Raw genomic sequence first — 25455 nt, forward strand, 5'->3', positions numbered from 1 at the left:
CACAGTTCTACTTCCGTACAACTGACGTGACCGGTACCATCGAACTGCCAGAAGGCGTAGAGATGGTCATGCCAGGTGACAACATTCAAATGGTTGTAAACCTGATTGCCCCAATCGCGATGGACGAAGGCTTGCGCTTCGCTATCCGTGAAGGTGGCCGTACAGTAGGTGCAGGCGTGGTTGCTAAAATCATCGCTTAAGTCTTCTTGTATGACTAATAAAAGGGCGCAATAGCGCCCTTTTATTACACCCTAAGTAGCATAAGTACAGATAACTACTTAGGAATAGAGTGCATCACCAATATGTATGGCCATTTTTAACTTAAAAATTAGGCTATTAGTACATATTTGGGAAACATAATTTTAGCCTAAAACAGTAGCAGCAAATTTAGTGTGATCAAAAATCCACCGAGGGGTTGCACTTAGGCTCAGATTGCGTATAATGTGCTGGCTTATCCGATATGGCTAAGTTGAGCTTTTAAAGCTCATTATCGATTTTTGTTAATCGATATACAACGTTCCCGATATGGGGACTACAGAAAAGAAGCGAATCGCACTTCCTCGTAGAAAACGAGTGATAGTGGGGTTTTTATGTGCCTTAAGATTGTTGGAGCTCTGGTCTCATGCAGAACCAAAGAATCCGTATCCGCCTGAAAGCTTTCGATCACCGTTTGATCGATCAGTCAACCGCGGAAATCGTCGAGACTGCTAAGCGCACTGGCGCTCAGGTTCGTGGCCCGATTCCACTGCCGACCCGCAAAGAGCGTTTTACCGTACTGATTTCTCCGCACGTTAATAAAGACGCGCGTGACCAGTACGAAATCCGCACTCACAAGCGCCTGGTCGACATCGTCGAGCCAACTGAAAAAACCGTTGATGCTCTGATGCGTCTAGATCTGGCTGCCGGCGTTGACGTGCAGATCAGCCTGGGCTAATCAGGTCTTCGTACGATAAGAGGTTGATACAATGATTGGTTTAGTCGGACGTAAAGTGGGCATGACCCGCGTCTTCACAGAAGACGGCGTGTCCATCCCAGTTACCGTTATCGAAATCGAAGCCAACCGCGTTACCCAGGTTAAGACCCTGGAAAATGACGGCTACAGCGCGATTCAAGTTACTACTGGTAGCAAAAAAGCAAACCGTGTAACTAAGCCTGAAGCAGGTCATTTTGCTAAAGCTGGCGTAGAAGCTGGCCGCGGTAAGTGGGAGTTCCGTCTGGAAAATGGTGTTGAGTTCACTGTTGGCCAGGAAATTAACGTAGACATTTTCACTGACGTGAAAAAAGTCGACGTTACCGGTACTTCTAAAGGTAAAGGCTTCGCAGGTGGTGTTAAACGTTGGAACTTCCGCACTCAAGATGCGACTCACGGTAACTCTTTGTCACACCGTGTTTTAGGTTCTATCGGTCAAAACCAAACTCCTGGTCGCGTGTTCAAAGGTAAGAAAATGACCGGTCACTTAGGTGACGAACGCGTAACAGTGCAGTCACTGGAAGTTGTACGTGTTGATGCTGAACGTAATCTGCTGCTGGTTAAAGGCGCAGTACCAGGCGCAACGAATGGCGATCTGATCGTGAAACCGGCAGTTAAGGCGTAACGGCGGAGGAGTATAGGAATGGAATTGGTATTGAAAGACGCGCAAAGCGCGCTGACTGTTTCCGAGACTACCTTCGGTCGTGATTTCAACGAAGCCCTGGTTCACCAGGTTGTTGTTGCTTACGCTGCAGGTGCTCGTCAAGGTACCCGTGCTCAGAAAACTCGTGCTGAAGTTTCTGGCTCAGGCAAAAAACCATGGCGTCAAAAGGGCACAGGTCGTGCTCGTTCTGGTGACATCAAGAGCCCAATCTGGCGCTCTGGTGGCGTGACTTTTGCTGCTAAGCCGCAAGATCACAGCCAGAAAGTAAACAAAAAAATGTACCGTGGTGCGATGAAGAGCATCCTGTCTGAACTAGTTCGTCAGGAACGTCTGATCGTGGTTGAGAGCTTCTCTGTAGAAGCACCAAAAACCAAACTGCTGGCACAAAAGCTGAAAGAGATGGCTTTGGAAGATGTGTTGATCATCACTGCTGAAGTTGATGAGAACCTGTTCCTGGCAGCTCGCAACCTGTTTAAGGTTGACGTTCGCGATGTAACTGGCCTCGACCCAGTAAGCCTGATCGCGTTCGATAAGGTTGTAATGACCGCTGACGCTGTTAAGCAAGTTGAGGAGATGCTGGCATGATCCGTGAAGAACGTCTGCTGAAAGTATTGCGTGCTCCGCACATCTCTGAAAAAGCGACTATGGCTGCTGAAACACGTAACACCATCGTGTTTAAAGTAGCAAAAGACGCCACCAAAGCTGAAATTAAAGCCGCTGTAGAACAGCTGTTTGAAGTTGAAGTTAAAGATGTTCGTACTTTGATCCTGAAAGGCAAAGTAAAGCGTCACGGTGCTCGCGTTGGTCGTCGTAGCGACTTGAAGAAAGCTTACGTCACCCTGAAAGAAGGCCAGAATCTGGACTTCGTTGGCGGCGCTGAGTAATTCGGAGGAGTAAAGAACAATGGCTATCGTTAAATGTAAGCCGACATCCCCGGGTCGTCGCCATGTAGTGAAAGTGGTTAACAACGAACTGCACAAAGGCAAGCCTTTTGCAGCTTTGTTGGACACCAAGTCTAAGACTGGTGGTCGTAATAATAACGGCCGCATCACTACTCGTCACATCGGTGGTGGTCATAAGCAACATTATCGTCTGGTTGACTTTAAGCGTAACAAAGATGGCATTCCTGCTACTATTGAGCGCCTCGAGTATGACCCGAACCGTTCTGCGAATATCGCACTGGTTCTGTATAAAGACGGTGAGCGTCGTTATATTCTGGCTCCAAAAGGCCTGAAAGCTGGCGACCAAATCCAATCTGGTGCTGATGCTGCAATCAAAGTAGGTAACTGCCTACCAATGCGCAACATTCCAGTTGGTGCTACTGTTCACAACGTAGAAATGAAGCCAGGTAAAGGCGGCCAGATGGCTCGCTCCGCAGGTACTTACGTGCAGCTGATTGCTCGCGACGGTGCTTACGTAACTCTTCGTCTGCGTTCTGGCGAAATGCGCAAAGTTCTGGCTGATTGCCGTGCAACTATCGGTGAAGTTGGTAACTCTGAGCATATGCTGCGCGTACTGGGTAAAGCTGGTGCCGCTCGCTGGCGTGGTGTTCGTCCTACCGTTCGCGGTACTGCGATGAACCCAGTAGATCACCCACACGGTGGTGGTGAGGGTCGTAACTTTGGTAAGCACCCAGTAACACCTTGGGGCGTTCCTACCAAAGGTAAGAAGACTCGCAGCAACAAACGTACTGATAAATATATCGTACGTCGCCGTAAGTAATTGACACGATTTAGAGGATAAGCCATGCCACGTTCTCTCAAGAAAGGTCCATTTATCGACCTGCACTTGCTGAAGAAGGTAGAGAAAGCGGTGGAAAGCGGGGATAAAAAGCCAGTTAAAACCTGGTCCCGTCGTTCAATGATCATTCCTACAATGATTGGTTTGACCATCGCAGTCCATAATGGTCGTCAGCACGTTCCAGTTTACGTTTCCGATGAAATGGTCGGTCACAAGCTGGGCGAATTCGCTCCGACTCGTACTTATCGCGGCCACGCTGCCGATAAAAAGGCTAAGAAGCGTTAAGAGGTAAGAGATGGAAGCTATTGCTAAACACCGTTATGCTCGTACTTCCGCGCAGAAAGCTCGTCTGGTAGCTGACTTAGTTCGCGGTAAGAAAGTCGCTCTTGCGCTTGAAGTATTAACTTACAGCAACAAAAAAGCTGCTGATCTGGTTAAGAAAGTGCTGGAGTCTGCCATTGCTAACGCCGAGCACAACGAAGGCGCTGATGTGGATGATCTGAAAATCTCCAAGATCTTCGTAGACGAAGGTCCAAGCATGAAGCGCATCATGCCACGTGCTAAAGGTCGTGCAGATCGCATCCTGAAGCGCACCAGCCACATCACTGTGGTTGTGTCTGATCGCTAAGATTCTGGAGAGTAGCAATGGGTCAGAAAGTACATCCTAATGGTATTCGCCTGGGTATTGTTAAACCTTGGAACTCTACCTGGTACGCGAATACCAAAGATTTCGCTGACAATTTAGATGGCGATTTCAAAGTGCGTCAGTACCTAACAAAGGAACTGGCGAAAGCGTCTGTATCTCGCATTGTTATCGAGCGTCCAGCGAAGAGCATCCGTGTGACTATTCACACAGCTCGTCCTGGTGTCGTTATCGGTAAGAAAGGCGAAGATGTTGAAAAACTGCGTAACGTTGTCGCGAATATCGCGGGCGTTCCAGCTCAAATCAACATTGCTGAAGTTCGCAAGCCTGAATTGGATGCGAAATTGGTTGCAGAAAGCATCAGTTCCCAGCTCGAGCGCCGTGTAATGTTCCGTCGTGCTATGAAGCGTGCGGTACAAAATGCAATGCGTTTGGGTGCTAAAGGCATCAAAGTTGAAGTTAGTGGCCGTCTTGGCGGTGCAGAAATCGCGCGTACTGAATGGTACCGTGAAGGCCGTGTGCCATTGCACACTCTGCGTGCTGACATCGACTATAACACTGCTGAAGCTCACACTACTTACGGCGTAATCGGCGTGAAAGTGTGGATCTTCAAAGGTGAGATCCTGGGCGGTATGGCTGCTGTGCAACAACCGGAAAAACCGGCTGCACAACCTAAAAAGCAGCAGCGCAAAGCTCGTAAGTAAGGAGAATTGTGATGTTGCAACCAAAGCGTACCAAGTTCCGTAAGATGATGAAAGGCCGTAATCGCGGTCTGGCTGCGGGCACTGATGTAAGCTTCGGCACCTTCGGTCTGAAGGCTGTTGGTCGTGGTCGTCTGACTGCTCGTCAAATTGAAGCAGCTCGTCGTGCAATGACTCGTGCTATTAAGCGTCAAGGTAAAATCTGGATCCGTGTGTTCCCAGACAAACCAATCACTGAGAAGCCGCTTGAAGTTCGTATGGGTAAGGGTAAAGGTAACGTTGAGTACTGGGTAGCCCTAATCCAACCTGGTAAGGTTTTGTACGAAATGGATGGCGTTTCTGAAGAGCTGGCTCGTGAAGCATTTAAGCTGGCCGCGGCCAAGCTGCCAATCAAGACCACCTTTGTAACTAAGACGGTGATGTGATGAAAGCACAAGAACTGCGTGAAAAGAGCGTTGAAGAGCTGAACACTGAGCTGCTCAACCTGCTGCGTGAACAGTTCAACCTGCGCATGCAAGCAGCCACCGGTCAGCTACAGCAGAGTCATCTGCTGAAACAAGTGCGCCGTAATGTCGCGCGTGTTAAAACTGTTCTGACTGAGAAGGCGGGTGTGTAATGACTGATAAAATCCGTACTTTGCAAGGTCGTGTAGTAAGCGACAAGATGGACAAGTCCATCGTTGTAGCAATTGAACGTATGGTGAAACATCCAATGTATGGTAAGTTCATCAAGCGTACAACTAAGCTGCACGTGCATGACGAGAACAACGAAAGCGGTACTGGCGATCTCGTAGAGATCCGTGAGTGTCGTCCATTGTCAAAGACTAAGTCTTGGACTCTGGTACGCGTTGTAGAAAAAGCTGTACTGTAATTAAATCGTTACGATTTTACAGATAGCACAAAGAACTGGGTAAGCGGCCCATGGGGGTCGTTTACTTTTTGTCTACCCATGCTCAGTAAGCGGTGCTATAATGCGTCGCCCTAGTAATGGGGAATCCTGACCCGAGATGGGTCCATGACAGCTCACATATGTTTAGAGCTGTTAGTAGTTGACTTTAGCGGAGCACTAACATGATCCAAGAACAGACTATGCTGGACGTAGCCGACAACTCCGGTGCGCGCAGCGTAATGTGTATCAAGGTTCTAGGTGGCTCGCACCGTCGCTACGCTGGTGTCGGTGATGTCATCAAGATCACTGTGAAGGAAGCAATTCCTCGCGGTAAGGTCAAAAAAGGTGATGTCCTGAAGGCGGTGGTGGTGCGCACCAAGAAGGGTGTTCGTCGCCAGGACGGATCTGTCGTTCGCTTCGACCGTAACGCTTGCGTTCTGTTGAACAACAACAGTGAGCAGCCGATCGGTACACGTATTTTCGGTCCAGTAACTCGTGAACTGCGTTCTGAAAAGTTCATGAAGATTATTTCTCTGGCACCCGAAGTACTGTAAGGAGCTGAATCATGGCTGCAAAAATCCGTCGTAACGATGAAGTTATCGTGCTGACTGGCAAAGATAAAGGTAAGCGCGGTAAAGTAACCAAGGTTTTGTCTACTGGCAAGCTGGTTGTTGAAGGAATTAACCTGGTTAAAAAACACCAGAAGCCGGTTCCGGCGACAGGTGTTGCAGGTGGCATCGTTGAAAAAGAAGCGGCTATTCAAGCTTCTAACGTTGCACTCTTTAACGCAGCTACCGGCAAGGCTGACCGTGTAGGCTTCCGATTCGAAGAAGGCAAAAAAGTGCGTTTCTTCAAATCTAATGGCGAAACAATTAAGTAATTCTGGAGTAGTACGATGGCGAAACTGCATGATTACTACAAAGAGCAGGTAGTTGCGAAACTGCAAGAGCAGTTCGGCTACAAATCTGTCATGCAAGTCCCACGAGTCGAAAAGATTACCCTGAACATGGGTGTCGGTGAAGCTCTGGCTGATAAGAAGTTGTTAGATAATGCTGCGGCAGATCTGGCTGCAATTTCTGGCCAGAAGCCACTGATCACTAAAGCTCGCAACTCTGTTGCTGGCTTTAAAATCCGTCAGGGCTATCCAATCGGCTGCAAAGTAACCCTGCGCGGTGAACGTATGTGGGAATTCTTTGAGCGTTTGATCAGCATTGCTGTTCCACGTATTCGTGATTTTCGTGGTTTAAACCCGAAATCATTCGATGGTCGTGGTAACTACAGCATGGGTGTACGTGAGCAAATCATCTTCCCTGAAATCGACTATGATAAAGTTGATCGTGTACGTGGTATGGATATCACCATTACCACTACTGCGAAGACAGATGATGAAGGCCGTGCATTGCTGGCTGCGTTTGACTTCCCATTCCGTAAGTAAGGTAGGGTTACTATATGGCTAAGGAATCAATGATTGCACGTGAAGTAAAGCGTGCAGAGTTGGTTGAGAAGTTCTTCGCTAAGCGTCAAGAACTGAAGGCAATCATCTCCGATGTAAATGCCTCTGACGAAGATCGTTGGGCTGCTGTGCTGAAACTTCAACAGCTGCCACGTGATTCAAGTCCGATCCGTAAGCGTAACCGTTGCCGCCAAACTGGCCGTCCACACGGTTTCCTACGTAAATTCGGTCTGAGCCGTATTAAGGTCCGTGAAACCGCTATGCGCGGTGAAATTCCGGGTCTGAAAAAGGCTAGCTGGTAATTTACCACTATTTGAATCACGGGAGTAAAGACAGATGAGCATGCAAGATCCGATCGCGGATATGCTGACCCGTATCCGTAATGGTCAGGCAGCAAAGAAATTTGCGGTCACAATGCCTTCTTCCAAGCTAAAAGTGGCTATTGCCAACGTGCTGAAAGAAGAAGGTTACATCGAAGATTTCAATGTTGTTGGCGATGCTAAGCCAGAACTAGAAGTTACTTTGCGTTATTTCCAAGGTAACTCTGTTGTGGAAAGCATTCAGCGTGTAAGCCGTCCAGGTCTGCGCATCTATAAGAAAAAAGATGTGCTACCAAAAGTTATGGGTGGTTTAGGTATCGCTGTTATTTCAACGTCTAAAGGTGTGATGACTGACCGAGCTGCGCGTAAAGCGGGCCTCGGCGGTGAGATCATCTGCTACGTAGCCTAATAAAGGGGTAGGAAGAATGTCTCGTGTTGCTAAAGCACCAGTGGTCATTCCTGCCGGCGTAGAGGTGAAACTCAACGATCAGGTTATCATCCTGAAAGGCAAGAATGGCGAGCTGACTCGTACTATTCATCATGGCGTAGAAGTTAACTTTGCTGACAATGCAATTACTTTCGCTCCACGCGAAGGTGTTGCAGGTGCAGACGCGCAGGCTGGTACTGCACGTTCACTGGTTAACAATATGCTGATCGGTGTTACCGAAGGCTTCCAGAAGAAGCTGCAACTGGTAGGTGTTGGTTACCGTGCGGCTCTGAAAGGCAACGCAGTTGCCCTGAGCTTAGGTTACTCACACCCAATTGAGCACCAACTGCCTGCTGGCATCACTGCTGAATGTCCTACTCAGACTGAAATTGTTCTGAAAGGCTCAGATAAGCAGCTGATTGGTCAAGTTGCAGCTGACCTGCGTGCTTACCGCCGTCCTGAGCCTTATAAAGGTAAAGGTGTACGTTACGCTGACGAAGTCGTGCGTATCAAAGAGGCTAAGAAGAAGTAAGGTAACACTATGGATAAGAAAGCAGCTCGTATCCGTCGTGCGACCCGCGCACGTCGCAATATTAAAGAACTGGGTGCGACCCGCCTGGTGGTTCACCGTACTCCGCGTCACATCTACGCGCAAGTTATTGCAGCAAATGGTTCAGAAGTTCTGGCCGCTGCTTCAACGGTAGAAAAAGTGATTGCAGAGCAAGTGAAATCTACCGGTAATAAAGATGCCGCAGCCGTTGTCGGTAAAGCTATTGCTGAACGCGCTCTTGAAAAAGGCGTTAAAGCAATCGCTTTTGACCGCTCTGGTTTCAAGTATCACGGCCGTGTCCAAGCGTTGGCAGATGCTGCCCGCGAAGCTGGCCTTCAGTTCTAAGGTAGAGGTGTAAGATGGCTAACATCGAAAAACAAGCTGGTGAACTGCAGGAAAAGCTGATCGCGGTAAACCGTGTATCTAAGACCGTTAAAGGTGGTCGTATTTTCTCTTTCACCGCACTAACAGTAGTCGGTGATGGTAACGGCCGCGTTGGTTTTGGTTACGGCAAAGCGCGTGAAGTTCCAGCAGCGATCCAAAAAGCGATGGAACAAGCTCGTCGCAGTCTGGTTAACGTTGCATTGAATAACGGAACTTTGCAGCATCCTGTTAAGGGTGCTCATACAGGTTCACGTGTATTCATGCAACCAGCATCTGAAGGTACCGGTATCATTGCTGGCGGTGCTATGCGTGCTGTACTAGAAGTAGCAGGCGTTCATAACGTTCTGTCAAAAGCGTACGGCTCTACTAACCCGATCAACGTGGTACGTGCTACCATCGACGCTCTGGCGAATATGAAGTCTCCTGAGATGGTCGCTGCTAAACGTGGCAAATCCGTTGAAGAAATTCTGGGGTAATGACCATGGCTAAGACTATCAAAGTAACTCAAACTCGTAGCTCTATCGGTCGTCTGCCGAAGCATAAAGCTACTCTACGTGGTTTGGGTTTGCGTCGTATAAATCATACTGTTGAGCTGATCGATACTCCTGCAGTTCGTGGTATGGTTAATCAAGTATCCTACATGATCAAGGTTGAGGAGTAACAGATGCGTTTGAATACTCTTTCTCCGGCTGAAGGCGCTAAGCAATCAGCTAAGCGTGTAGGTCGTGGTATCGGTTCTGGTTTAGGTAAAACTGCCGGCCGTGGTCACAAAGGTCAGAAATCTCGTTCTGGCGGTGGTGTACGTCGTGGTTTTGAAGGCGGTCAAATGCCTTTATATCGTCGTTTACCTAAGTTTGGTTTTACTTCTATGAAAGCTGCTGTAACAGCCGAAGTTCGTCTGTCAGAGTTGGCTCAAGTAGAAGGTGATCAAATTGATTTGAACACGCTGAAAGCCGCGAACATCATCACTAAAGATATGGAATTCGCTAAGATTGTTCTGTCTGGTGATGTAACTCGCGCTGTAACTGTACGTGGCCTACGAGTCACTAAAGGTGCACGTGCAGCTATTGAAGCCGCTGGCGGTAAAATCGAGGAATAATTAACAGATGGCTAAACAACCAGGATTTGATTTTCGAGGTGCTCAGGGTGGGCTGACAGAGCTAAAGCGTCGCTTACTGTTTCTGTTAGGTGCGATTATCGTATTCCGCGCTGGTTCCTACGTGCCAATTCCTGGTATTGATGCCTCTGTTCTTGCGACCTTGTTCGAACAGCAGAAGGGTACCATCATCGAGATGTTTAATATGTTCTCCGGTGGTGCTCTTCAGCGTGCGTCTATCTTTGCTCTGGGTATTATGCCGTATATTTCGGCCTCTATTATTGTCCAATTGTTAACAGTAGTTCATCCTGCGTTAGCAGAGCTAAAGAAAGAAGGGGAAGCGGGTCGTCGTAAGATTAGCCACTATACCCGTTATGGCACGTTAGTATTAGGTACATTCCAAGCAATCGGTATAGCAACAGGTCTACCGAGTATGGTTCCAGGTCTGGTTGATAATCCAGGTTTTGGCTTCTACTTTACAGCTGTTGTCAGTTTAGTTACAGGAACAATGTTCCTTATGTGGCTAGGTGAGCAAATTACTGAGCGCGGTATCGGTAACGGTATCTCCATGATTATCTTTGCAGGTATTGTGGCAGGGTTACCTTCAGCTATCGGACATACGTTTGAACAGGCGCGTCAAGGCGAACTGCATGTACTTCTGCTGTTGTTGATTGCGGCTATTGTCTTTGCAGTTACGTATTTTGTTGTATTTGTTGAGCGCGGACAGCGTAGAATTGTAGTAAACTACGCTAAGCGTCAGCAAGGTCGTCGAGTATTCGCGGCACAAAGTACACATCTGCCACTGAAAGTGAATATGGCTGGTGTTATTCCTGCTATTTTTGCTTCTAGTATTATCCTTTTCCCTGCTACGCTTGCGCAGTGGTTTGGACAAGGATCTGGTATGACATGGCTGTCTGATATTGCATTAGCATTGCAACCGGGTCAACCGTTGCATGCTATGTTGTATGCAGCTGCAATCATCTTCTTCTGCTTCTTCTATACCGCGTTGGTATTTAACCCGCGTGAGACAGCAGATAATCTGAAGAAGTCAGGTGCGTTCGTGCCAGGGATCCGTCCGGGTGAACAAACCGCGAAGTACATTGATAAAGTGATGACACGCTTGACATTAGCAGGTGCGTTATATATCACCTTTATCTGCTTGATACCTGAGTTTATGATGGTAGCATGGAATGTTAGATTCTATTTCGGTGGCACATCGTTGCTAATCGTTGTTGTTGTCATCATGGATTTTATGGCTCAAGTACAGACCCATCTGATGTCTCATCAGTATGAGTCCGCTCTGAAGAAAGCAAACCTGAAAGGGTATAGCCGTTAATTCAGAGAACCACCAAAGGTTGCGGAGAGTAGAAATGAAAGTTCGTGCTTCCGTTAAGAAGCTGTGCCGTAACTGCAAAATTATCAAGCGCAACGGTGTTGTGCGTGTAATTTGCAGCGAGCCAAAGCATAAACAGCGTCAAGGCTGATTTACTGCATATTTTTCTTGCAAAGTGACGGCCGGCTGGCTAAATTAGCCAGCCGACCTTTTGTGTGAAGTTGGTATGTCATTTGGGTATCCTGAAAACGGGCTTTTCAGACTGGCATCACCATAAAATAAAACTTAGGAGTGCATATGGCCCGTATTGCAGGCATTAACATTCCTGATCATAAGCATGCTGTAATCGCATTAACTGCGATCTATGGCGTAGGTAAGACTCGTTCTCAAGCTATTTTAGCTGCAACGGGTATTACTGAAAGCACTAAGATCAGTGAGTTGTCTGAAGAACAAATCGATAAGCTGCGTGACGAAGTTGCCAAGTACACCGTAGAAGGTGACCTGCGTCGTGAAGTGACCCTTAGCATTAAGCGTCTGATGGACCTTGGCTGCTACCGTGGTCTGCGTCATCGTCGTGGTCTCCCAGTTCGCGGTCAGCGTACTAAGACCAACGCGCGTACCCGTAAGGGCCCGCGTAAACCGATCAAAAAATAATCGGGGTTTAGAAAATGGCTAAAGCTCCAATTCGTGCACGTAAGCGTGTAAGAAAGCAAGTTTCTGACGGTGTGGCTCATGTCCATGCGTCTTTCAACAACACCATTGTGACTATTACTGATCGTCAAGGCAATGCTCTTGGTTGGGCAACTGCTGGCGGTTCAGGTTTCCGTGGTTCTCGTAAGTCTACTCCATTTGCTGCTCAAGTTGCTGCAGAGCGTTGTGCGGAAATGGTTAAAGATTACGGTCTGAAGAACTTGGAAGTAATGGTTAAGGGCCCAGGCCCAGGTCGTGAGTCTTCCATCCGTGCACTAAACGCGGCTGGTTTCCGCATCACTAACATTACTGATGTGACTCCGATTCCTCACAACGGTTGTCGTCCGCCGAAGAAACGCCGCGTATAACTCGACGTTTCTATAGGATTGTTGGAGAAAGAAAATGGCAAGATATCTGGGCCCTAAGCTCAAACTGAGCCGTCGTGAAGGTACTGACCTGTTTTTAAAGTCAGGTGTACGTGCGATTGACTCTAAGTGCAAGATTGACACCGCTCCTGGTCAACATGGTGCGCGTAAGCCTCGCCTGTCTGACTACGGTGTTCAGTTGCGTGAAAAGCAAAAAGTACGTCGTATTTACGGTGTCTTAGAGCGTCAATTCCGTAACTATTACAAAACCGCAGCTCGCCTTAAAGGTAACACAGGTGCAAACCTGCTGGTGCTGTTAGAAGGCCGTTTAGATAACGTTGTTTACCGTATGGGATTTGGTGCGACTCGTGCTGAAGCTCGTCAATTGGTAAGCCACAAAGCGATCATGGTTAACGGTAAAGTCGTTAACGTAGCTTCTTTCCAAGTTTCCGTGAATGATGTTATCAGCATTCGTGAGAAATCTAAAAAGCAGGCTCGTATCAAGGCAGCGATGGAGCTGGCTGAGCAGCGCGAAAAGTCAGTATGGCTGGAAGTAGATGCTGCTAAGATGGAAGGTGTGTTCAAGCGCACTCCTGAGCGCTCCGATCTGTCTGCGGACATTAACGAACACCTGATCGTCGAGCTTTACTCCAAGTAAGGCTTAGCAGCAAAGAGAGGACACAATGCAGGGTTCTGTGACAGAGTTTCTTAAACCGCGCCTGGTAGATATCGAGCAAATCAGTTCGACGCATGCCAAGGTCACCCTTGAACCACTTGAGCGTGGCTTTGGTCATACTCTAGGTAACGCACTGCGCCGCATTCTGCTTTCGTCTATGCCAGGTTGCGCGGTGACTGAGGTTGAAATTGATGGTGTACTGCATGAGTACAGCACCAAAGAAGGTGTACAGGAAGATATCCTGGAGATCTTGCTCAACCTGAAAGGGCTCGCGGTCAAGGTTCAGGGTAAAGATGAAGTCATTTTGACTCTGAATAAATCTGGTATCGGCCCTGTAACCGCAGCCGACATCATCCATGACGGTGATGTTGAGATCGTGAATCCGCAGCATGTAATTTGCCATCTGACTGATGATCACGCAGCAATTAGTATGCGTATCAAAGTTCAGCGTGGTCGTGGTTACGTGCCGGCTTCCGCTCGTATTCATACAGAAGAAGACGAGCGTCCGATTGGTCGTCTACTCGTCGATGCCTGTTTTAGCCCGGTAGAGCGCATTGCATATAATGTCGAAGCTGCCCGTGTAGAACAGCGTACCGATCTGGACAAGCTGGTTATCGAGATGGAAACCAACGGCACAATTGATCCTGAAGAAGCGATCCGTCGTGCCGCGACCGTGCTGGCTGAACAGCTGGAAGCTTTCGTTGACTTACGTGATGTTCGTCAGCCGGAAGTGAAAGAAGAGAAGCCGGAGTTCGATCCGATTCTGCTGCGTCCTGTCGACGATCTGGAATTGACTGTCCGCTCTGCTAACTGCCTGAAGGCAGAAGCTATCCACTACATCGGTGATTTGGTACAGCGTACAGAAGTTGAACTATTGAAGACACCAAATCTTGGTAAGAAGTCTCTGACTGAAATCAAGGACGTTTTGGCATCTCGTGGTTTGTCTCTGGGTATGCGCCTGGAAAACTGGCCTCCAGCAAGTATTGCTGATGAGTAATCAGATCACAGGTTAAGGTTTTTCTGAGAAGGATAAGGTCATGCGCCATCGTAAGAGTGGTCGTCAACTGAACCGTAACAGCAGCCATCGTCAGGCTATGTTCCGCAACATGGCCAGCTCTCTGGTTCGTCATGAAGTAATTAAGACGACCCTGCCTAAAGCAAAAGAGCTGCGTCGTGTGGTTGAGCCGCTGATCACGCTAGCTAAGATTGACAGTGTTGCTAACCGTCGTCTGGCATTTGCACGTACTCGTGATAATGAGATCGTTGCAAAATTGTTTAATGAATTGGGCCCACGTTTTGTAAATCGTGCTGGCGGATACACTCGTATCCTGAAGTGTGGTTTCCGTGCGGGTGATAAGGCTCCGATGGCTTACATCGAGCTGGTTGACCGTGCTGAGTCTGTTGCAGAAGCAGCAGCTGAGTAATCGCTCCTAATAAAAAAGCCGGGTTTATCCCGGCTTTTTTATATCTTGTGTTTGGTCTTGCTGTTTTTCTTTTGTTTTTTAATCCCACACTTTTTTTCAATATTCTATAGTTCTCTCTACTCTCTTATTTTTGTTGCTGTTTGAGTAAATCTCTGATTTCGATGAGCAATTTTTCTTGTGCGCTTGGCTCTATTACTGTGGGTTTCTCTTCTTGTGCATCTTCTTTGCGTTTTAAACGGTTAAGGGCTTTTATTGCAATAAAAATAGCAAAGGCGACGATAGTAAAATCAAATAGTTGCTGTAAAAACATGCCGTAATTAAGCATCACGGCGGGAACGCCATCAGTAGCTTCACGTAAAATAAGGTGGAACTGTTTAAAGTCAATGCCACCAATGAGTAGTCCAAGTGGTGGCATAATAATGTCAGCGACGAGGGATGAGACTATTTTACCAAATGCAGCGCCAATAATGACACCTACAGCAAGATCAACAACATTACCGCGCATAGCAAATTCACGAAACTCTTTTAAAAAGCTCATTATATTTCCTATTAAGTAGTGTGAATATGAATGTTGATATTATGCTAGTTACTATATCTCTTTTGTTGCATGAGTTGATGATTGGTTTTACAAAAAAAAGCAGAAGGATTTCTGCTTTTTTGATTATTGCGATAGAGTGCACGTTATAAGAAAAATGGGCTCGGCTGGAATAGACGTTCAACATCAGGAATGTGTTTTTTGTCAGTTAAAAACATGATGATATGATCACCTTGCTCAATTGCAGTATCATCGTGGGCAATAAAAACATCTTCGCCACGAACAATTGCGCCAATAGTTGTTCCTGGTGGAAGACGGATTTCAGCTACAGTTCGGCCAACTACTTTGGAGGTAGTTTCATCACCGTGAGCAATCGCTTCAATGGCTTCTGCCGCTCCACGCCGTAAAGATGAGACGCTAACAATATCTGCTTTTCTAACATGTGTTAGTAGTGCTGAAATAGTTGCTTGTTGTGGGGAGATCGCAATGTCAATAACGCCACCTTGTACTAAATCAACGTAAGCTGTGCGTTGAATAAGTACCATGGCTTTTTTTGCGCCTAATCTTTTTGCCAGCATGGCTGACATTATATTGGCTTCATCATCGTTGGTGATTGCAATAAAGACATCGATTTGTTCGATATGTTCTTCAGATAAAAGTTCTTGATCAGAAGCATCACCACAAAAAACAATGGTGTCGTGTAGCATTTCGGCGAGTTCTGCTGCCCGTTCAGGGTTTCGTTCGATAAGTTTTATGCTGTAGGTTTGTTCAAGACTTTTCGCTAATCCTGCGCCTATGTTACCTCCTCCAACAATCATCAGACGTTTATACGGTTTTTCTAATCGCTGTAGTTCACTCATAACAGCACGAATATGGTGTGTGGCAGCAACAAAGAAAACTTCGTCATCGGCTTCAATAATGGTGGTACCTTGAGGACGAATCGGGTGATCTTGACGAAAAATAGCAGCAACACGGGTATCAATGTGTGGCATATGTTCACGCAAAGCAGAGAGTGCGTTGCCAACAAGAGGCCCACCATAATAGGCTTTAACTGCAACTAAACTAACTTTATCTTCTGCAAAATTAACAACTTGCAGTGCACCTGGGTATTCAATCAGTTTACGAATATAGTCAGTGACCAGTTGTTCTGGCGAAATTAAATAATCAATAGGTACTGCTTCATTATTAAATAAGCGATTTTGTTCTTTGATATATTCAGGCGCACGGATCCGGGCGATACGATTTGGTGTGTTAAAAAGCGAGTAGGCAACTTGACAGGCGATCATGTTAGTTTCATCAGAGTTAGTGACAGCAACTAGCATATCGGTATCTTGTGCTCCTGCTTCACGTAATACACGTGGGTGTGCACCATGTCCGAGCACGACTCGAAGATCAAACTTATCTTGTAGTTGGCGTAACCGTTCAGGATCTTTATCGACAATGGTAATGTCGTTATTCTCACCAACTAAGTTTTCAGCTAGCGTACCACCAACTTGACCAGCACCAAGGATAATGATTTTCATGAGGTTTTTTCCATGTCTTTGCGGTTAGAGGCTTTTTTTCAATTTGGCATAGAAAAAACCATCACCACTGAGGGTATCAGGGAGAAGTTGCCAATATGGAGGTGTCTCAGTATAAAGATCTACACGTTGAGCATCAGGTGTACGTTGCAGAAAATCATCAATTTGTAGGGCATTTTCTTCTGGCAATATAGAGCATGTTGCGTAAATTAGTGTGCCACCAGGTTTGAGTTGTTGCCAGTTAGCATCAAGAATTTCACGCTGTAGTGTGGTCAAGGTTGCAATATCATCATCACGGCGCAGCCATTTAATATCGGGATGACGGCGAATTACGCCAGTTGCCGAGCAAGGCGCATCAAGCAAAATTCGGTCAAATTGTTCACCTTGCCACCATTGTTTCGGGGTTCGGCCATCACCACAGATAAGAGTTGCTTGTTGTTGCAGACGGTTTAGGTTTTCTTGTACCCGATTGAGGCGATTTTGTTCGACATCAACTGCCACCACTCGTGCTTGTGGTGCTGCTTCCAGTATGTGAGTCGTTTTTCCACCCGGTGCAGCACAAACATCGAGGATCAGTTCATGATTTTGTGGCGCGAGCAGATCGATGGCGTGTTGAGCTGAAACGTCTTGTACGGTGATCCAGCCAAGATCAAAGCCTGGCAAGGCCGTGACTGCACTGGGTATCGTCAGACAAATTGCATCGGCTTGCAATGGATGTGCAGTGGCTTCTATCTCTTGTTGTTGTAACAGAGCAAGATATTGATCTCGCGTGTTGTGTTGACGGTTTACACGTAGCCACATCGGAGGTTTTTGATTGTTATTGTGTAAAATAGTCGCCCATTCTTCTGGATATGCGGCCCGTAAACGTTTTACAAACCACTGTGGATGTAAGCAATTATCAGCGGTTTTTTGATCGCTAATACGCAATATTTCAGTACTTTCACGCTGAAACCGGCGTAGCACACCATTCACTAATCCACGTAATGCTGGACGTTTTAAATTTACTACTGCATTGACACATTCACCGACGGCTGCATGGGGAGGAATGCGGGTATAAATTTGTTGATATAACCCGATTAACAGTAGCTGGTGAACTATGCGTTGTTTACCGGTGAGTGGTTTATCCATGAGCTGTTTTAAACAGCTTTCTAGCCGAGGTAAGACACGTAGAGTGCCAAAACAGAGTTCTTGTAATAGTGCATGGTCACGTTCAGCAATCTGTTGCTGTAATTTTGGTAACACACTACTCAGAGAAAGGCCGCGATCAAGTACTTGGTAGATCGCTTCGGCCGCAGCCGCACGTAAATTTATTTTCATAGCAACCCAATCAGAGTCATTAAATAGTGATCAAAAAAAGCCGGCAATGCCGGCTATCGATAATTAGGCGAGGATATTTCCGGGGATAAACCATTCACGGCGTGAGTTCAGGAGATCCTGAATAGCCATGGGTTTTTTCCCTGGTGGTTGCAGTGTGATCAGGTTCAGTATGCCGGAGCCGGTAGCGACATAAATACCATGCTTATCGGCCTGTAATAGGGTTCCGGGGTGCGTGTTATGGGAAGTATTGATGGCTTCCACACTCCAAACTTTGATATTTTGATCGGCAACAGAAAAATAGCTTATAGGCCATGGATTAAACGCTCTGACACAGCGCGCTAGAAACTCTGCCGGTTGTTGCCAATCAAGTTTAGCTTCCTCCTTGGAGAGTTTTTCTGCGTAGGTTACATCAGCCTCATTTTGTACTTGAGGATGTGCTGTTCCGTCAGCAAGTTGCGTCAGTGTATCGAGTAAAGCTGCTGGCCCCATGCCAGCTAATTTCTGGTAGAGCGAGGCACTGGTTTCAGTCGGTTCTATCGCACAAGAAACTTTATGCAGCATATCACCGGTATCAAGGCCAATATCCATTTGCATAATGGTGATCCCCGTATAGGTATCACCAGCCCAGATAGCACGTTGGATTGGTGCAGCACCACGCCAGCGTGGAAGCAGAGAACCATGTACGTTGATACAGCCTAAGCGCGGCATATTGAGCACTGCTTGCGGTAAAATTAAGCCATAGGCAACAACCACTAAAATATCGGCATTCAAGGCAGCCAATGGCGTTTGATGCTCTTCTTTGCGCAGGGTTGGTGGTTGGAATACAGGGATAGCATGTTGCTGTGCCAGCACTTTTACCGGGCTTGCGGTGAGTTTTTTCCCGCGCCCAGCAGGGCGATCAGGTTGAGTATACACACCAACAATCTGATGCGGTGAGGCGAGTAAAGCCTCAAGATGGCGCGCAGCAAAGTCAGGTGTACCGGCAAAAACGATCCGTAGTGATTGGCTCAAAGCGTAGCTCCGTTAAGACTGTCGACGAGATTGCTTATCCATCTTCTCGATTTTCTGGCGGATACGTTGACGTTTCAGTGGGGATAAATAGTCAACAAACAGAGTGCCTTCGAGGTGATCCATTTCATGTTGGATACAGATAGCAAGCAGATCATCTGCTTCGAGCTCAAAAGGCTGGCCTTCATAATTTAATGCTCGAATTTTAACGCTTTCGGCACGTGCCACAAGTGCGCGTGAGCCAGGTACGGAAAGGCAGCCCTCTTCGATACCGGTATCGCCGGATTTTTCGATTAATTCAGGGTTGATCAGAACAAGGCGTTCATTACGATCTTCTGAAAGATCAATCACAACAATTCGTTGATGGATATTGACTTGCGTAGCAGCAAGCCCGATACCCTCTTCTTCGTACATGGTATCGAACATATCATCAACAATACGCTGAATTTCAGGTGTGACATCAGCAACAGGCACTGCTTTAGTGCGCAGTCGCTCGTCGGGAAAATGTAATACTTGCAATATCGCCATAAGAGTCTTGGAACTGCACCTTGATTTTTAAACCGATAATCAGTCTCATTCTAGACATTTTAACCCTTGATTGACAGCATTTGGTGATTAACCATTTTATGGAAGGATTAAATGCCGTGAAGTTTCGCTGGCTATATCTATTTTTGTTGTTGCCATGGCTGAGTATAAGTGCTCCTCAGTTAAAAGATCATCATCCTTCTGAATATATTGTCAAGCGGGGAGACACATTATGGGATATTGCAGGGCGGTTTTTAACTCAACCATGGCGCTGGCCTGAAATTTGGCAAACGAATCAGCAAATTGCTGATCCACATTGGATCTATCCAGGAGATCGCCTGTTTTTACGTTGGATAAATGGTAAACCGGTGCTGACTAAAGATCCTCGTGTGCAAAATGCGTATTCAGGCTTAACGCCGGTGCCGGTGCTCGATGTAGGCCGCTTACTAACGTATGTGAATCAGCAGCAAATTATTGACCAAAAAGCGTTGTCAGATCTTCCGCGAGTCATTGGTAATAATGATGGTCAACGCCGTATTACCGGAGGACGACCACTGTATGTTGATGGTCTGTTGGTTGCTGGGCAGCGTTATGCGGTATTCCGTGCTCAGTTACCGGTAAAAAATAAGGATAACAAACTGCTCGGGGTCAGAATGTCGAGAGTCGCCACTATTGAAGCGGTTGATAGTGGTGTTGTTAGTGGCGCGCTCGTGGTAGGTGATCCACTGCTTGAGATTATTGCCGGAGATGTTGTGTTGCCAGAAGCTGACGCCGAAGCCTATTCAACAAATATGGCTTTGCGAGCAGCAACGCTGACACAAGCAAACGTGTTGGAGAACGCTAATCAAAGTGAGTGGATGACACCGCGTGATATTGTCGTGCTAGATTCGGGTACTGAGCAAGGAGTGAAAGCAGGGGATGTATTTTTAATCCGGCACCCCGGTTTGGCAACGGTCTCAACCCGTGAAGGGCGTAAACTTGCACAAGATGCAAGTGTTGGTCAACGTTGGATTGATCGTAAAGACGAGCATTTACCCGGCGAATTTGTTGGGCAACTGGTGGTATTTCAAGTTACGGGTAAACTCAGCCTTGGCCTGATTATGTCGTTACAAGAGCCAACACGCGTTGGTGCTGAGATAGTTAGCCCTCGTTATGCCGAATCATCTTGATACTTGGCTGCGTTTATACAGCGTACCGGGTATGGGGCCGATACGTATTCAGCAGCTTCTTTCCCGTTATTCTATTGCAGAACTGCGCCTATTTGACCAATGTGCATGGAGAAACATAGGGTGGAGTGATAGCCAAATTCAGTATTGGTTTAAACAATCTTTGGCTATTGTTGATAGCTGTAAACTCTGGGAAGAAAAACCTGACTGCCACATTATTACATTTGACTCACCGTTTTATCCTTCATTATTAAAAGAGATTTCAGCACCACCACCGGCATTGTTTGTGCAGGGTTTTCCACATGTATTAATGCGTCCGCAATTGGCCATGGTAGGAAGCCGTCATTGCACTGCTTACGGTCAACAGTGGGCCAGCTATTTTGCCAGCGAGTTTGCTCGGGCCGGTATTGTTGTGACCAGTGGATTAGCATTGGGTATTGATGCGTTTTGTCATAAAGCGGTGTTGGAGGCAAAGGGCGCTACCGTTGCGGTGCTTGGGTCTGGTTTACAGAAGCTCTATCCTGCACAGCATGCTTCTCTTGCGGCCCGCATTTGCGCACAAGGTGGCGCGGTAATTTCTGAGTTTTTCCCCCAGCAGGCTGCAAGACCGGAATATTTCCCACGGCGTAATCGTATTATCAGTGGGTTATCAGTCGGGTTATTGGTGGTTGAGGCAACAGAGTCGAGTGGTTCGCTGATTTCAGCACGTTATGCATTAGAGCAGGGGCGTGAGGTTTTTGCACTGCCAGGGGCTGTGGGGCAGGGTGCGAGTAAAGGGTGTCACCAACTCATCAAGCAAGGCGCTTGGTTGGTGGAAACACCCAGTGATGTTTTAGAGCAGCTGAGTAACCTAATTTGTTGGGTAAATGAACAGCAACAAGAATTAAATGATGATCCCGTGGTTGAGCAATTGCCATTTGCTGAGGTGTTAGCTACCGTAACGGAAGAAGTTACACCTGTAGATGTTGTCGCTGAACGTACCGGTCAGTCTGTTTCTGATGTTTTGGTAAAATTACTGGAGCTTGAGTTAACGGGCTGGATCACAGCAGTACCTGGCGGCTATGTCCGAATTAGGAGGACAGGCCATGTTTGATGTATTGATGTACTTATTTGAAACCTACGTGCATACCGAACAAGAAATGCGCGTTGATCAAGATATCTTAACTGATGAGCTCTCAAGAGCGGGATTTCATCAGGATGATATAAATAAAGCACTTATCTGGTTGGAAAAACTGGCTGAACTGCAAGAAAGTGATATCAAGCCTTATTTACTGGCCCCTGCACCTAATACCGTGCGCATTTATACACAAGAAGAAGAGACTAAGATCTCGTTAACGTGTAGGGGTTTTTTACTGTTTCTTGAACAAATTCAAGTGCTCGATTCAGATACTCGAGAAATGGTGATTGATAGAGTCATGGAGATCGAGTCAGACGAGCTGGATTTGGAAGATGTAAAGTGGGTCATCTTGATGGTGTTGTTTAATGTTCCCGGACATGAAAGTGCATATGAAAAGATGGAAGAACTTCTTTTCGATGCCAATGAGGGGTTACAGCACTAAATGAACCGTAAAGACACACTGTTTCCGGTGAAAGATACCGCAGATTGCTGCCCTGAATGCGGTGCACTTTTGCAAATTAAGCAAGGTAAACGTGGGCTGTTTCTTGGTTGTAGTGCTTATCCTGCATGTCATTATTTGCAGCCTGTACAGGCGCGTGAAAGTGTCATTGTAAAAAGTCTTGATGGCGTATTATGCACTGAATGTGGGCAGACAATGGTGTTGCGCCAAGGAAGATACGGCATGTTCATTAGCTGTTCGGCTTATCCATCTTGTGAGTACACACAATCTTTGGAAGCGCCAACAGACATGGATATTACTTGCCCTCAGTGCCTAAAAGGGCATTTAGTGCAACGTCGCTCGCGTTATGGCAAAACATTTTATGGGTGTAATCATTACCCAAGTTGTCAGTTTATTATCAATTTTAAACCCGTACAGGGGGAGTGCTCGCAATGCCACTACCCTTTATTGCAAGAACGAAAAACAGCACAGGGAATAAAGCAGCAGTGCGCCAGCAAATGTTGTGGAGCATGGGTTGTTTTGGGGGATGACAAAAAACAGACGGCTGACTGAACAGTGCGATCTATTTTTATGTCATATGTTAAAAAGATAATGACTGACTCTTATCACTGATGATTGTGAACTTATGACCGTCAACTCAACAACTGTACTTTCAGAACTTGTTATGGCTCTACAGAAGGGCAATGTCGTGGCCTATCCCACTGAAGCTGTCTTCGGTGTGGGTTGTGACCCTGACAACCCACAGGCCATTGCCGCACTGTTGGCATTAAAACAACGTTCCGTAGAAAAAGGGCTGATTTTAATTGCCGCAGAATATCAGCAACTGAAGCCTTATATAGATGAAACCCAATTAACACCTGACCGTTTAATGGATATTCAGCATACTTGGCCTGGACCTGTTACGTGGGTGATGCCGGCAAAGCAAGGGGTCTCAACTTGGCTGACTGGCCAATTTAGCTCTATTGCCGTACGGGTTTCTGCCCACCCTGACGTGCAGCGCTTATGTCAGGCATTCGGTAAGCCAATCACCTCTACCAGTGCAAACTTATCTGGCCTACCACCTTGTAAAACGGTTGAACAAGTTAGAGCTCAATTTGCCTCTTCACCACTACTATTAATGGAAGGCGTTGTCGGTGGGCGTGAAAACCCCTCAGAGATCCGAGATGCATTAACCGGAAACGTATTTCGGCAAGGGTAATACGCTGGTTATGCCTGATTAAAGCGAAAAGTGAACTTCATTTTTGTATTGTGCTCGCGAAGGAACGGTTATGGATCGCTATGCTGTTATAGGTCACCCGATATCCCACAGTAAGTCTCCTATCATCCATCAGCAGTTTGCGAAGCAAACACAGCAAAAGATGGAGTACTCTCCACTGCTTGGGCCGTTAGAAGATATTGATGATTATTTAACCCAGTTTTTTCTTCAGGGGGGAAAGGGCTGCAATGTTACCGTTCCCTTTAAAGAAGCGGCTTTTGCATTTGCACAGACACTCACTGCTAGAGCAGCCCTTGCCGGTGCAGTAAATACACTAAAAATAACTGAGCAGGGAGTCATCACCGGTGATAACACCGATGGTGCAGGGGTAGTGGATGATCTGCAACGCTTACACTTTCCACTCCATAATGCCCGTATTTTACTGCTTGGCGCAGGTGGTGCTGCGCGTGGAGCACTTCACCCTTTACTTGAACATAACCCACAAAGTCTGACTATTGCGAACCGCACTTACAGCCGAGCACAAGCACTGCAACAGCTCTGTCAGCAGGCCGGCTTTCAACACGTACATGCCGCCCATTACCACGACTTAAATCGCAATGAATTTGATCTCATCATCAATGCAACTGCTAGCGGTCTGAAAGGGGATACTCCTCCACTCGCTTCAGAACTTATCAGTGAGAAAACGGCCTGTTATGACATGTTCTATGCACCAACGCTGACACCTTTCCTCACATGGGCGAAAGCACAAGGTGCTCGACAATATGCAGATGGTTTAGGCATGTTAGTTGCGCAAGCTGCCCATGCATTTATGTACTGGCGTGGTGTTATGCCGCAAATAACTCCCGTTATTCAATTCTTACAGCAGCAGAGCGGTAACGAGTGATGAACCAAGCTATCTTATTTCCTGAATTAGAAGTCTGGAACAAGGAACTAGAGCAAGTTGAATTCCCTGCTATTGTTCAAGGAATGCGAATTCAGTGCTGCGTTGGGCTAGATTCACTCTCAGCGTGGGCTAACGCGCCAGTTAGCCCTGAAAATGCATTATTGATATTTCAACAATATCGGTGGGATATAGAAGAAGGCGCTGAACATGCCATTAACCAACAACAGTTTGATGATGAAGGTTATGTGCATATCGAATAAATAACCGCTTGATTACGCCTCAAGTCTTTCTGCTAAATATTCATCTTTTAAAAGAACATAATTATCAGCGGATATTTGTAACATAGCCCGCTCCTCAGCCGTCAGTAACCGAGCTTGGCGCACAGGGTTTCCTAAATAAAGATAACCGCTCTCTAAATGCTTGCCGGGCGGAACCAAACCACCGGCACCAATCATTACCTCATCATCAATTTTCGCATCATCAAGAATAATAGCGCCCATCCCGACTAACACACGATTGCCAATAGTACAGCCATGTAAAACAGCTTTATGGCCAATCGTTACATCCTCACCAATCATCAGGGGAAAACCTTCTGGTAACCCTGCACTTTTCCGTGTCACATGCAAAACACTGCCATCTTGAATATTAGAACGCAGACCAATAGAGATATGATTGACATCACCACGCATTACCACTGTCGGCCAGATACTTACATCATCAGCTAATACCACATCACCAATGACTACCGCACTATCGTCAACCATTACACGTTGACCCAATGTTGGATAAATCCCTTTATATGTACGTAATGCAGCATTGTTAAACGTTATCATTATGCCAACCTTCTTTTATTGATCAGTTAAAAGGATAAAAATCTTCGTGTCAGTCTAAAACTTGCACCTTTAAGCGCAACATTTACCCCCTAAAAACAATAGAAATGGGGGGGGACAGCATAGAATTGATTAGAAAATATCGGATTTGCCGTAAAAATCAGCAGTTGAAATATAAATGTATTTTTACGCTTGCACCAAACGCAAAACCCCCTATAATGCGACCCCACTGACACGGCAACTGTGATGAAAATCACTGAATGCTAACAGTAAAGAATAAAACGCTTTTAAGGGATGTGAAAAACAAACCTTGACAGCTAAAGGGAAATGCGAAATAATGCGCGCCCTGTCAACGCCACGGCGCTGGCACTGCTCTTTAAAAAAATAATCAGACAATCTGTGTGGGCACTCGTTAAAGACGCTGACTATCCAAAAGATACTTAGTTAAACGAGTGACTGACAATTTATTTGCTAGTTATTTCGAGCGACAAACTTTAAATTGAAGAGTTTGATCATGGCTCAGATTGAACGCTGGCGGCAGGCCTAACACATGC

Annotated in this window: 41 protein-coding genes and 1 pseudogene; 36 read left to right on the plus strand and 6 right to left on the minus strand. The window is 46.6% G+C overall.

Going from position 1 to position 25455, the window contains the following annotated elements; all coding sequences use genetic code 11:
* The 29 genes and pseudogenes from tuf to rplQ form a co-directional block, all read left to right on the plus strand.
* Positions 1-200, plus strand: a pseudogene (gene tuf / locus ACRC53_RS05515) (elongation factor Tu); the annotation flags it as partial.
* A gap of 422 nt (positions 201-622) precedes the next feature.
* On the plus strand, positions 623-934 hold the full coding sequence (gene rpsJ, locus ACRC53_RS05520) for a 30S ribosomal protein S10 (RefSeq protein WP_001181005.1): 312 nt from the start codon (positions 623-625) through the stop codon (positions 932-934).
* Positions 935-965: 31 nt separating this feature from the next.
* Positions 966-1595, plus strand: coding sequence for a 50S ribosomal protein L3 (gene rplC, locus ACRC53_RS05525; protein WP_438642539.1), 630 nt, complete (start codon positions 966-968; stop codon positions 1593-1595).
* 18 nt (positions 1596-1613) lie between these two features.
* Complete coding sequence (gene rplD, locus ACRC53_RS05530; RefSeq protein ID WP_438623172.1) at positions 1614-2219, plus strand: 50S ribosomal protein L4; 606 nt, start codon at positions 1614-1616, stop codon at positions 2217-2219.
* Complete coding sequence (rplW, locus tag ACRC53_RS05535; protein WP_438623173.1) at positions 2216-2518, plus strand: 50S ribosomal protein L23; 303 nt, start codon at positions 2216-2218, stop codon at positions 2516-2518. Before rplD ends, rplW begins: the two co-directional genes overlap by 4 nt.
* A gap of 19 nt (positions 2519-2537) precedes the next feature.
* Entirely contained in the window at positions 2538-3356 is an 819-nt protein-coding gene (rplB, locus tag ACRC53_RS05540; protein WP_438642540.1) for a 50S ribosomal protein L2, read from the plus strand.
* A gap of 24 nt (positions 3357-3380) precedes the next feature.
* Complete coding sequence (gene rpsS, locus ACRC53_RS05545; RefSeq protein ID WP_438642541.1) at positions 3381-3659, plus strand: 30S ribosomal protein S19; 279 nt, start codon at positions 3381-3383, stop codon at positions 3657-3659.
* A gap of 10 nt (positions 3660-3669) precedes the next feature.
* Positions 3670-4002, plus strand: a complete 333-nt coding sequence (gene rplV / locus ACRC53_RS05550; RefSeq protein ID WP_438623176.1) for a 50S ribosomal protein L22 — start codon at positions 3670-3672, stop codon at positions 4000-4002.
* 17 nt (positions 4003-4019) lie between these two features.
* A complete protein-coding gene (gene rpsC, locus ACRC53_RS05555; protein ID WP_438642542.1) occupies positions 4020-4721 on the plus strand; it encodes a 30S ribosomal protein S3 in 702 nt (233 codons plus the stop codon).
* 11 nt (positions 4722-4732) lie between these two features.
* Positions 4733-5143: a 50S ribosomal protein L16 gene (gene rplP, locus ACRC53_RS05560; protein ID WP_438623178.1), complete on the plus strand. Its 411-nt coding sequence runs from the start codon at positions 4733-4735 to the stop codon at positions 5141-5143.
* A complete protein-coding gene (gene rpmC / locus ACRC53_RS05565) occupies positions 5143-5334 on the plus strand; it encodes a 50S ribosomal protein L29 (RefSeq protein ID WP_438623179.1) in 192 nt (63 codons plus the stop codon). The genes rplP and rpmC overlap by 1 nt, the downstream gene beginning before the upstream one ends.
* Positions 5334-5588 (plus strand): 30S ribosomal protein S17, encoded by a 255-nt coding sequence (gene rpsQ / locus ACRC53_RS05570; protein ID WP_438623180.1) that lies wholly within the window; start codon positions 5334-5336, stop codon positions 5586-5588. The genes rpmC and rpsQ overlap by 1 nt, the downstream gene beginning before the upstream one ends.
* A gap of 200 nt (positions 5589-5788) precedes the next feature.
* The gene (gene rplN, locus ACRC53_RS05575) at positions 5789-6160 is read left to right on the plus strand and encodes a 50S ribosomal protein L14 (protein WP_438623181.1); all 372 of its coding nucleotides are present in this window, start codon (positions 5789-5791) and stop codon (positions 6158-6160) included.
* Positions 6161-6171: 11 nt separating this feature from the next.
* Positions 6172-6486, plus strand: a complete 315-nt coding sequence (gene rplX, locus ACRC53_RS05580) for a 50S ribosomal protein L24 (protein ID WP_438642543.1) — start codon at positions 6172-6174, stop codon at positions 6484-6486.
* 15 nt (positions 6487-6501) lie between these two features.
* A complete protein-coding gene (rplE, locus tag ACRC53_RS05585) occupies positions 6502-7041 on the plus strand; it encodes a 50S ribosomal protein L5 (RefSeq protein ID WP_438642544.1) in 540 nt (179 codons plus the stop codon).
* 14 nt (positions 7042-7055) lie between these two features.
* On the plus strand, positions 7056-7361 hold the full coding sequence (rpsN, locus tag ACRC53_RS05590; RefSeq protein ID WP_438633510.1) for a 30S ribosomal protein S14: 306 nt from the start codon (positions 7056-7058) through the stop codon (positions 7359-7361).
* A gap of 34 nt (positions 7362-7395) precedes the next feature.
* Entirely contained in the window at positions 7396-7788 is a 393-nt protein-coding gene (gene rpsH, locus ACRC53_RS05595) for a 30S ribosomal protein S8 (protein ID WP_438623185.1), read from the plus strand.
* A gap of 16 nt (positions 7789-7804) precedes the next feature.
* On the plus strand, positions 7805-8338 hold the full coding sequence (gene rplF, locus ACRC53_RS05600) for a 50S ribosomal protein L6 (protein ID WP_438623186.1): 534 nt from the start codon (positions 7805-7807) through the stop codon (positions 8336-8338).
* A 9-nt stretch (positions 8339-8347) separates the two neighbouring features.
* Entirely contained in the window at positions 8348-8701 is a 354-nt protein-coding gene (rplR, locus tag ACRC53_RS05605; RefSeq protein WP_438642545.1) for a 50S ribosomal protein L18, read from the plus strand.
* Between the two features lie 14 nt (positions 8702-8715).
* Entirely contained in the window at positions 8716-9216 is a 501-nt protein-coding gene (gene rpsE / locus ACRC53_RS05610; RefSeq protein ID WP_438623188.1) for a 30S ribosomal protein S5, read from the plus strand.
* 5 nt (positions 9217-9221) lie between these two features.
* A complete protein-coding gene (rpmD, locus tag ACRC53_RS05615) occupies positions 9222-9401 on the plus strand; it encodes a 50S ribosomal protein L30 (RefSeq protein WP_438623189.1) in 180 nt (59 codons plus the stop codon).
* Between the two features lie 3 nt (positions 9402-9404).
* Entirely contained in the window at positions 9405-9839 is a 435-nt protein-coding gene (gene rplO, locus ACRC53_RS05620; RefSeq protein ID WP_438642546.1) for a 50S ribosomal protein L15, read from the plus strand.
* Between the two features lie 7 nt (positions 9840-9846).
* Positions 9847-11172 (plus strand): preprotein translocase subunit SecY, encoded by a 1326-nt coding sequence (gene secY, locus ACRC53_RS05625; protein WP_438623191.1) that lies wholly within the window; start codon positions 9847-9849, stop codon positions 11170-11172.
* 34 nt (positions 11173-11206) lie between these two features.
* Complete coding sequence (gene rpmJ, locus ACRC53_RS05630) at positions 11207-11320, plus strand: 50S ribosomal protein L36 (protein WP_010862711.1); 114 nt, start codon at positions 11207-11209, stop codon at positions 11318-11320.
* Between the two features lie 146 nt (positions 11321-11466).
* Positions 11467-11823, plus strand: a complete 357-nt coding sequence (gene rpsM, locus ACRC53_RS05635; protein WP_438642547.1) for a 30S ribosomal protein S13 — start codon at positions 11467-11469, stop codon at positions 11821-11823.
* A gap of 14 nt (positions 11824-11837) precedes the next feature.
* Positions 11838-12227, plus strand: a complete 390-nt coding sequence (gene rpsK, locus ACRC53_RS05640) for a 30S ribosomal protein S11 (RefSeq protein ID WP_438634921.1) — start codon at positions 11838-11840, stop codon at positions 12225-12227.
* 34 nt (positions 12228-12261) lie between these two features.
* Positions 12262-12882, plus strand: a complete 621-nt coding sequence (rpsD, locus tag ACRC53_RS05645) for a 30S ribosomal protein S4 (protein WP_438642548.1) — start codon at positions 12262-12264, stop codon at positions 12880-12882.
* A gap of 25 nt (positions 12883-12907) precedes the next feature.
* The gene (locus ACRC53_RS05650) at positions 12908-13897 is read left to right on the plus strand and encodes a DNA-directed RNA polymerase subunit alpha (RefSeq protein WP_438642549.1); all 990 of its coding nucleotides are present in this window, start codon (positions 12908-12910) and stop codon (positions 13895-13897) included.
* A gap of 40 nt (positions 13898-13937) precedes the next feature.
* Complete coding sequence (gene rplQ / locus ACRC53_RS05655) at positions 13938-14324, plus strand: 50S ribosomal protein L17 (protein ID WP_438623196.1); 387 nt, start codon at positions 13938-13940, stop codon at positions 14322-14324.
* Positions 14325-14448: 124 nt separating this feature from the next.
* Here the strand turns inward: rplQ and mscL are convergent, their stop codons facing one another.
* The 5 genes from mscL to def all read right to left on the minus strand — a co-directional run bounded on the left by mscL (position 14449) and on the right by def (position 19232).
* Positions 14449-14862, minus strand: a complete 414-nt coding sequence (gene mscL / locus ACRC53_RS05660; RefSeq protein ID WP_438642550.1) for a large-conductance mechanosensitive channel protein MscL — start codon at positions 14860-14862, stop codon at positions 14449-14451.
* A gap of 143 nt (positions 14863-15005) precedes the next feature.
* The gene (gene trkA / locus ACRC53_RS05665) at positions 15006-16382 is read right to left on the minus strand and encodes a Trk system potassium transporter TrkA (protein WP_438642551.1); all 1377 of its coding nucleotides are present in this window, start codon (positions 16380-16382) and stop codon (positions 15006-15008) included.
* 24 nt (positions 16383-16406) lie between these two features.
* On the minus strand, positions 16407-17696 hold the full coding sequence (rsmB, locus tag ACRC53_RS05670; RefSeq protein ID WP_438642552.1) for a 16S rRNA (cytosine(967)-C(5))-methyltransferase RsmB: 1290 nt from the start codon (positions 17694-17696) through the stop codon (positions 16407-16409).
* Positions 17697-17759: 63 nt separating this feature from the next.
* Positions 17760-18707 carry a methionyl-tRNA formyltransferase gene (gene fmt, locus ACRC53_RS05675; protein ID WP_438642553.1) on the minus strand — a complete coding sequence of 316 codons (948 nt, stop codon included), beginning with the start codon at positions 18705-18707 and terminating at the stop codon, positions 17760-17762.
* Between the two features lie 12 nt (positions 18708-18719).
* Entirely contained in the window at positions 18720-19232 is a 513-nt protein-coding gene (gene def / locus ACRC53_RS05680) for a peptide deformylase (RefSeq protein ID WP_438642554.1), read from the minus strand.
* Positions 19233-19330: 98 nt separating this feature from the next.
* Here def and ACRC53_RS05685 point away from each other — a divergent pair, with 98 nt between their 5' ends.
* The 7 genes from ACRC53_RS05685 to ACRC53_RS05715 all read left to right on the plus strand — a co-directional run bounded on the left by ACRC53_RS05685 (position 19331) and on the right by ACRC53_RS05715 (position 24331).
* Entirely contained in the window at positions 19331-20398 is a 1068-nt protein-coding gene (locus ACRC53_RS05685) for a LysM peptidoglycan-binding domain-containing protein (RefSeq protein ID WP_438642555.1), read from the plus strand.
* On the plus strand, positions 20382-21488 hold the full coding sequence (gene dprA, locus ACRC53_RS05690) for a DNA-processing protein DprA (protein WP_438642556.1): 1107 nt from the start codon (positions 20382-20384) through the stop codon (positions 21486-21488). The genes ACRC53_RS05685 and dprA overlap by 17 nt, the downstream gene beginning before the upstream one ends.
* Positions 21481-21954, plus strand: coding sequence for a DUF494 family protein (locus tag ACRC53_RS05695; protein WP_438642557.1), 474 nt, complete (start codon positions 21481-21483; stop codon positions 21952-21954). The genes dprA and ACRC53_RS05695 overlap by 8 nt, the downstream gene beginning before the upstream one ends.
* A complete protein-coding gene (locus ACRC53_RS05700) occupies positions 21955-22524 on the plus strand; it encodes a topoisomerase DNA-binding C4 zinc finger domain-containing protein (protein ID WP_438623204.1) in 570 nt (189 codons plus the stop codon). It begins immediately after the preceding gene.
* Between the two features lie 73 nt (positions 22525-22597).
* The gene (locus ACRC53_RS05705; RefSeq protein ID WP_438642558.1) at positions 22598-23170 is read left to right on the plus strand and encodes a Sua5/YciO/YrdC/YwlC family protein; all 573 of its coding nucleotides are present in this window, start codon (positions 22598-22600) and stop codon (positions 23168-23170) included.
* Positions 23171-23240: 70 nt separating this feature from the next.
* Entirely contained in the window at positions 23241-24071 is an 831-nt protein-coding gene (gene aroE / locus ACRC53_RS05710) for a shikimate dehydrogenase (protein ID WP_438642559.1), read from the plus strand.
* Complete coding sequence (locus tag ACRC53_RS05715; RefSeq protein ID WP_438642560.1) at positions 24071-24331, plus strand: DUF1488 domain-containing protein; 261 nt, start codon at positions 24071-24073, stop codon at positions 24329-24331. The genes aroE and ACRC53_RS05715 overlap by 1 nt, the downstream gene beginning before the upstream one ends.
* A gap of 12 nt (positions 24332-24343) precedes the next feature.
* Here ACRC53_RS05715 and ACRC53_RS05720 read toward each other — a convergent pair whose 3' ends face one another.
* A complete protein-coding gene (locus ACRC53_RS05720; protein WP_438642561.1) occupies positions 24344-24904 on the minus strand; it encodes a gamma carbonic anhydrase family protein in 561 nt (186 codons plus the stop codon).
* Between the last annotated feature and the right edge of the window lie 551 nt (positions 24905-25455).

The sequence above is a fragment of the Plesiomonas sp. genome (assembly GCF_051652165.1).
Lineage (GTDB): Bacteria > Pseudomonadota > Gammaproteobacteria > Enterobacterales > CAMTGL01 > Plesiomonas.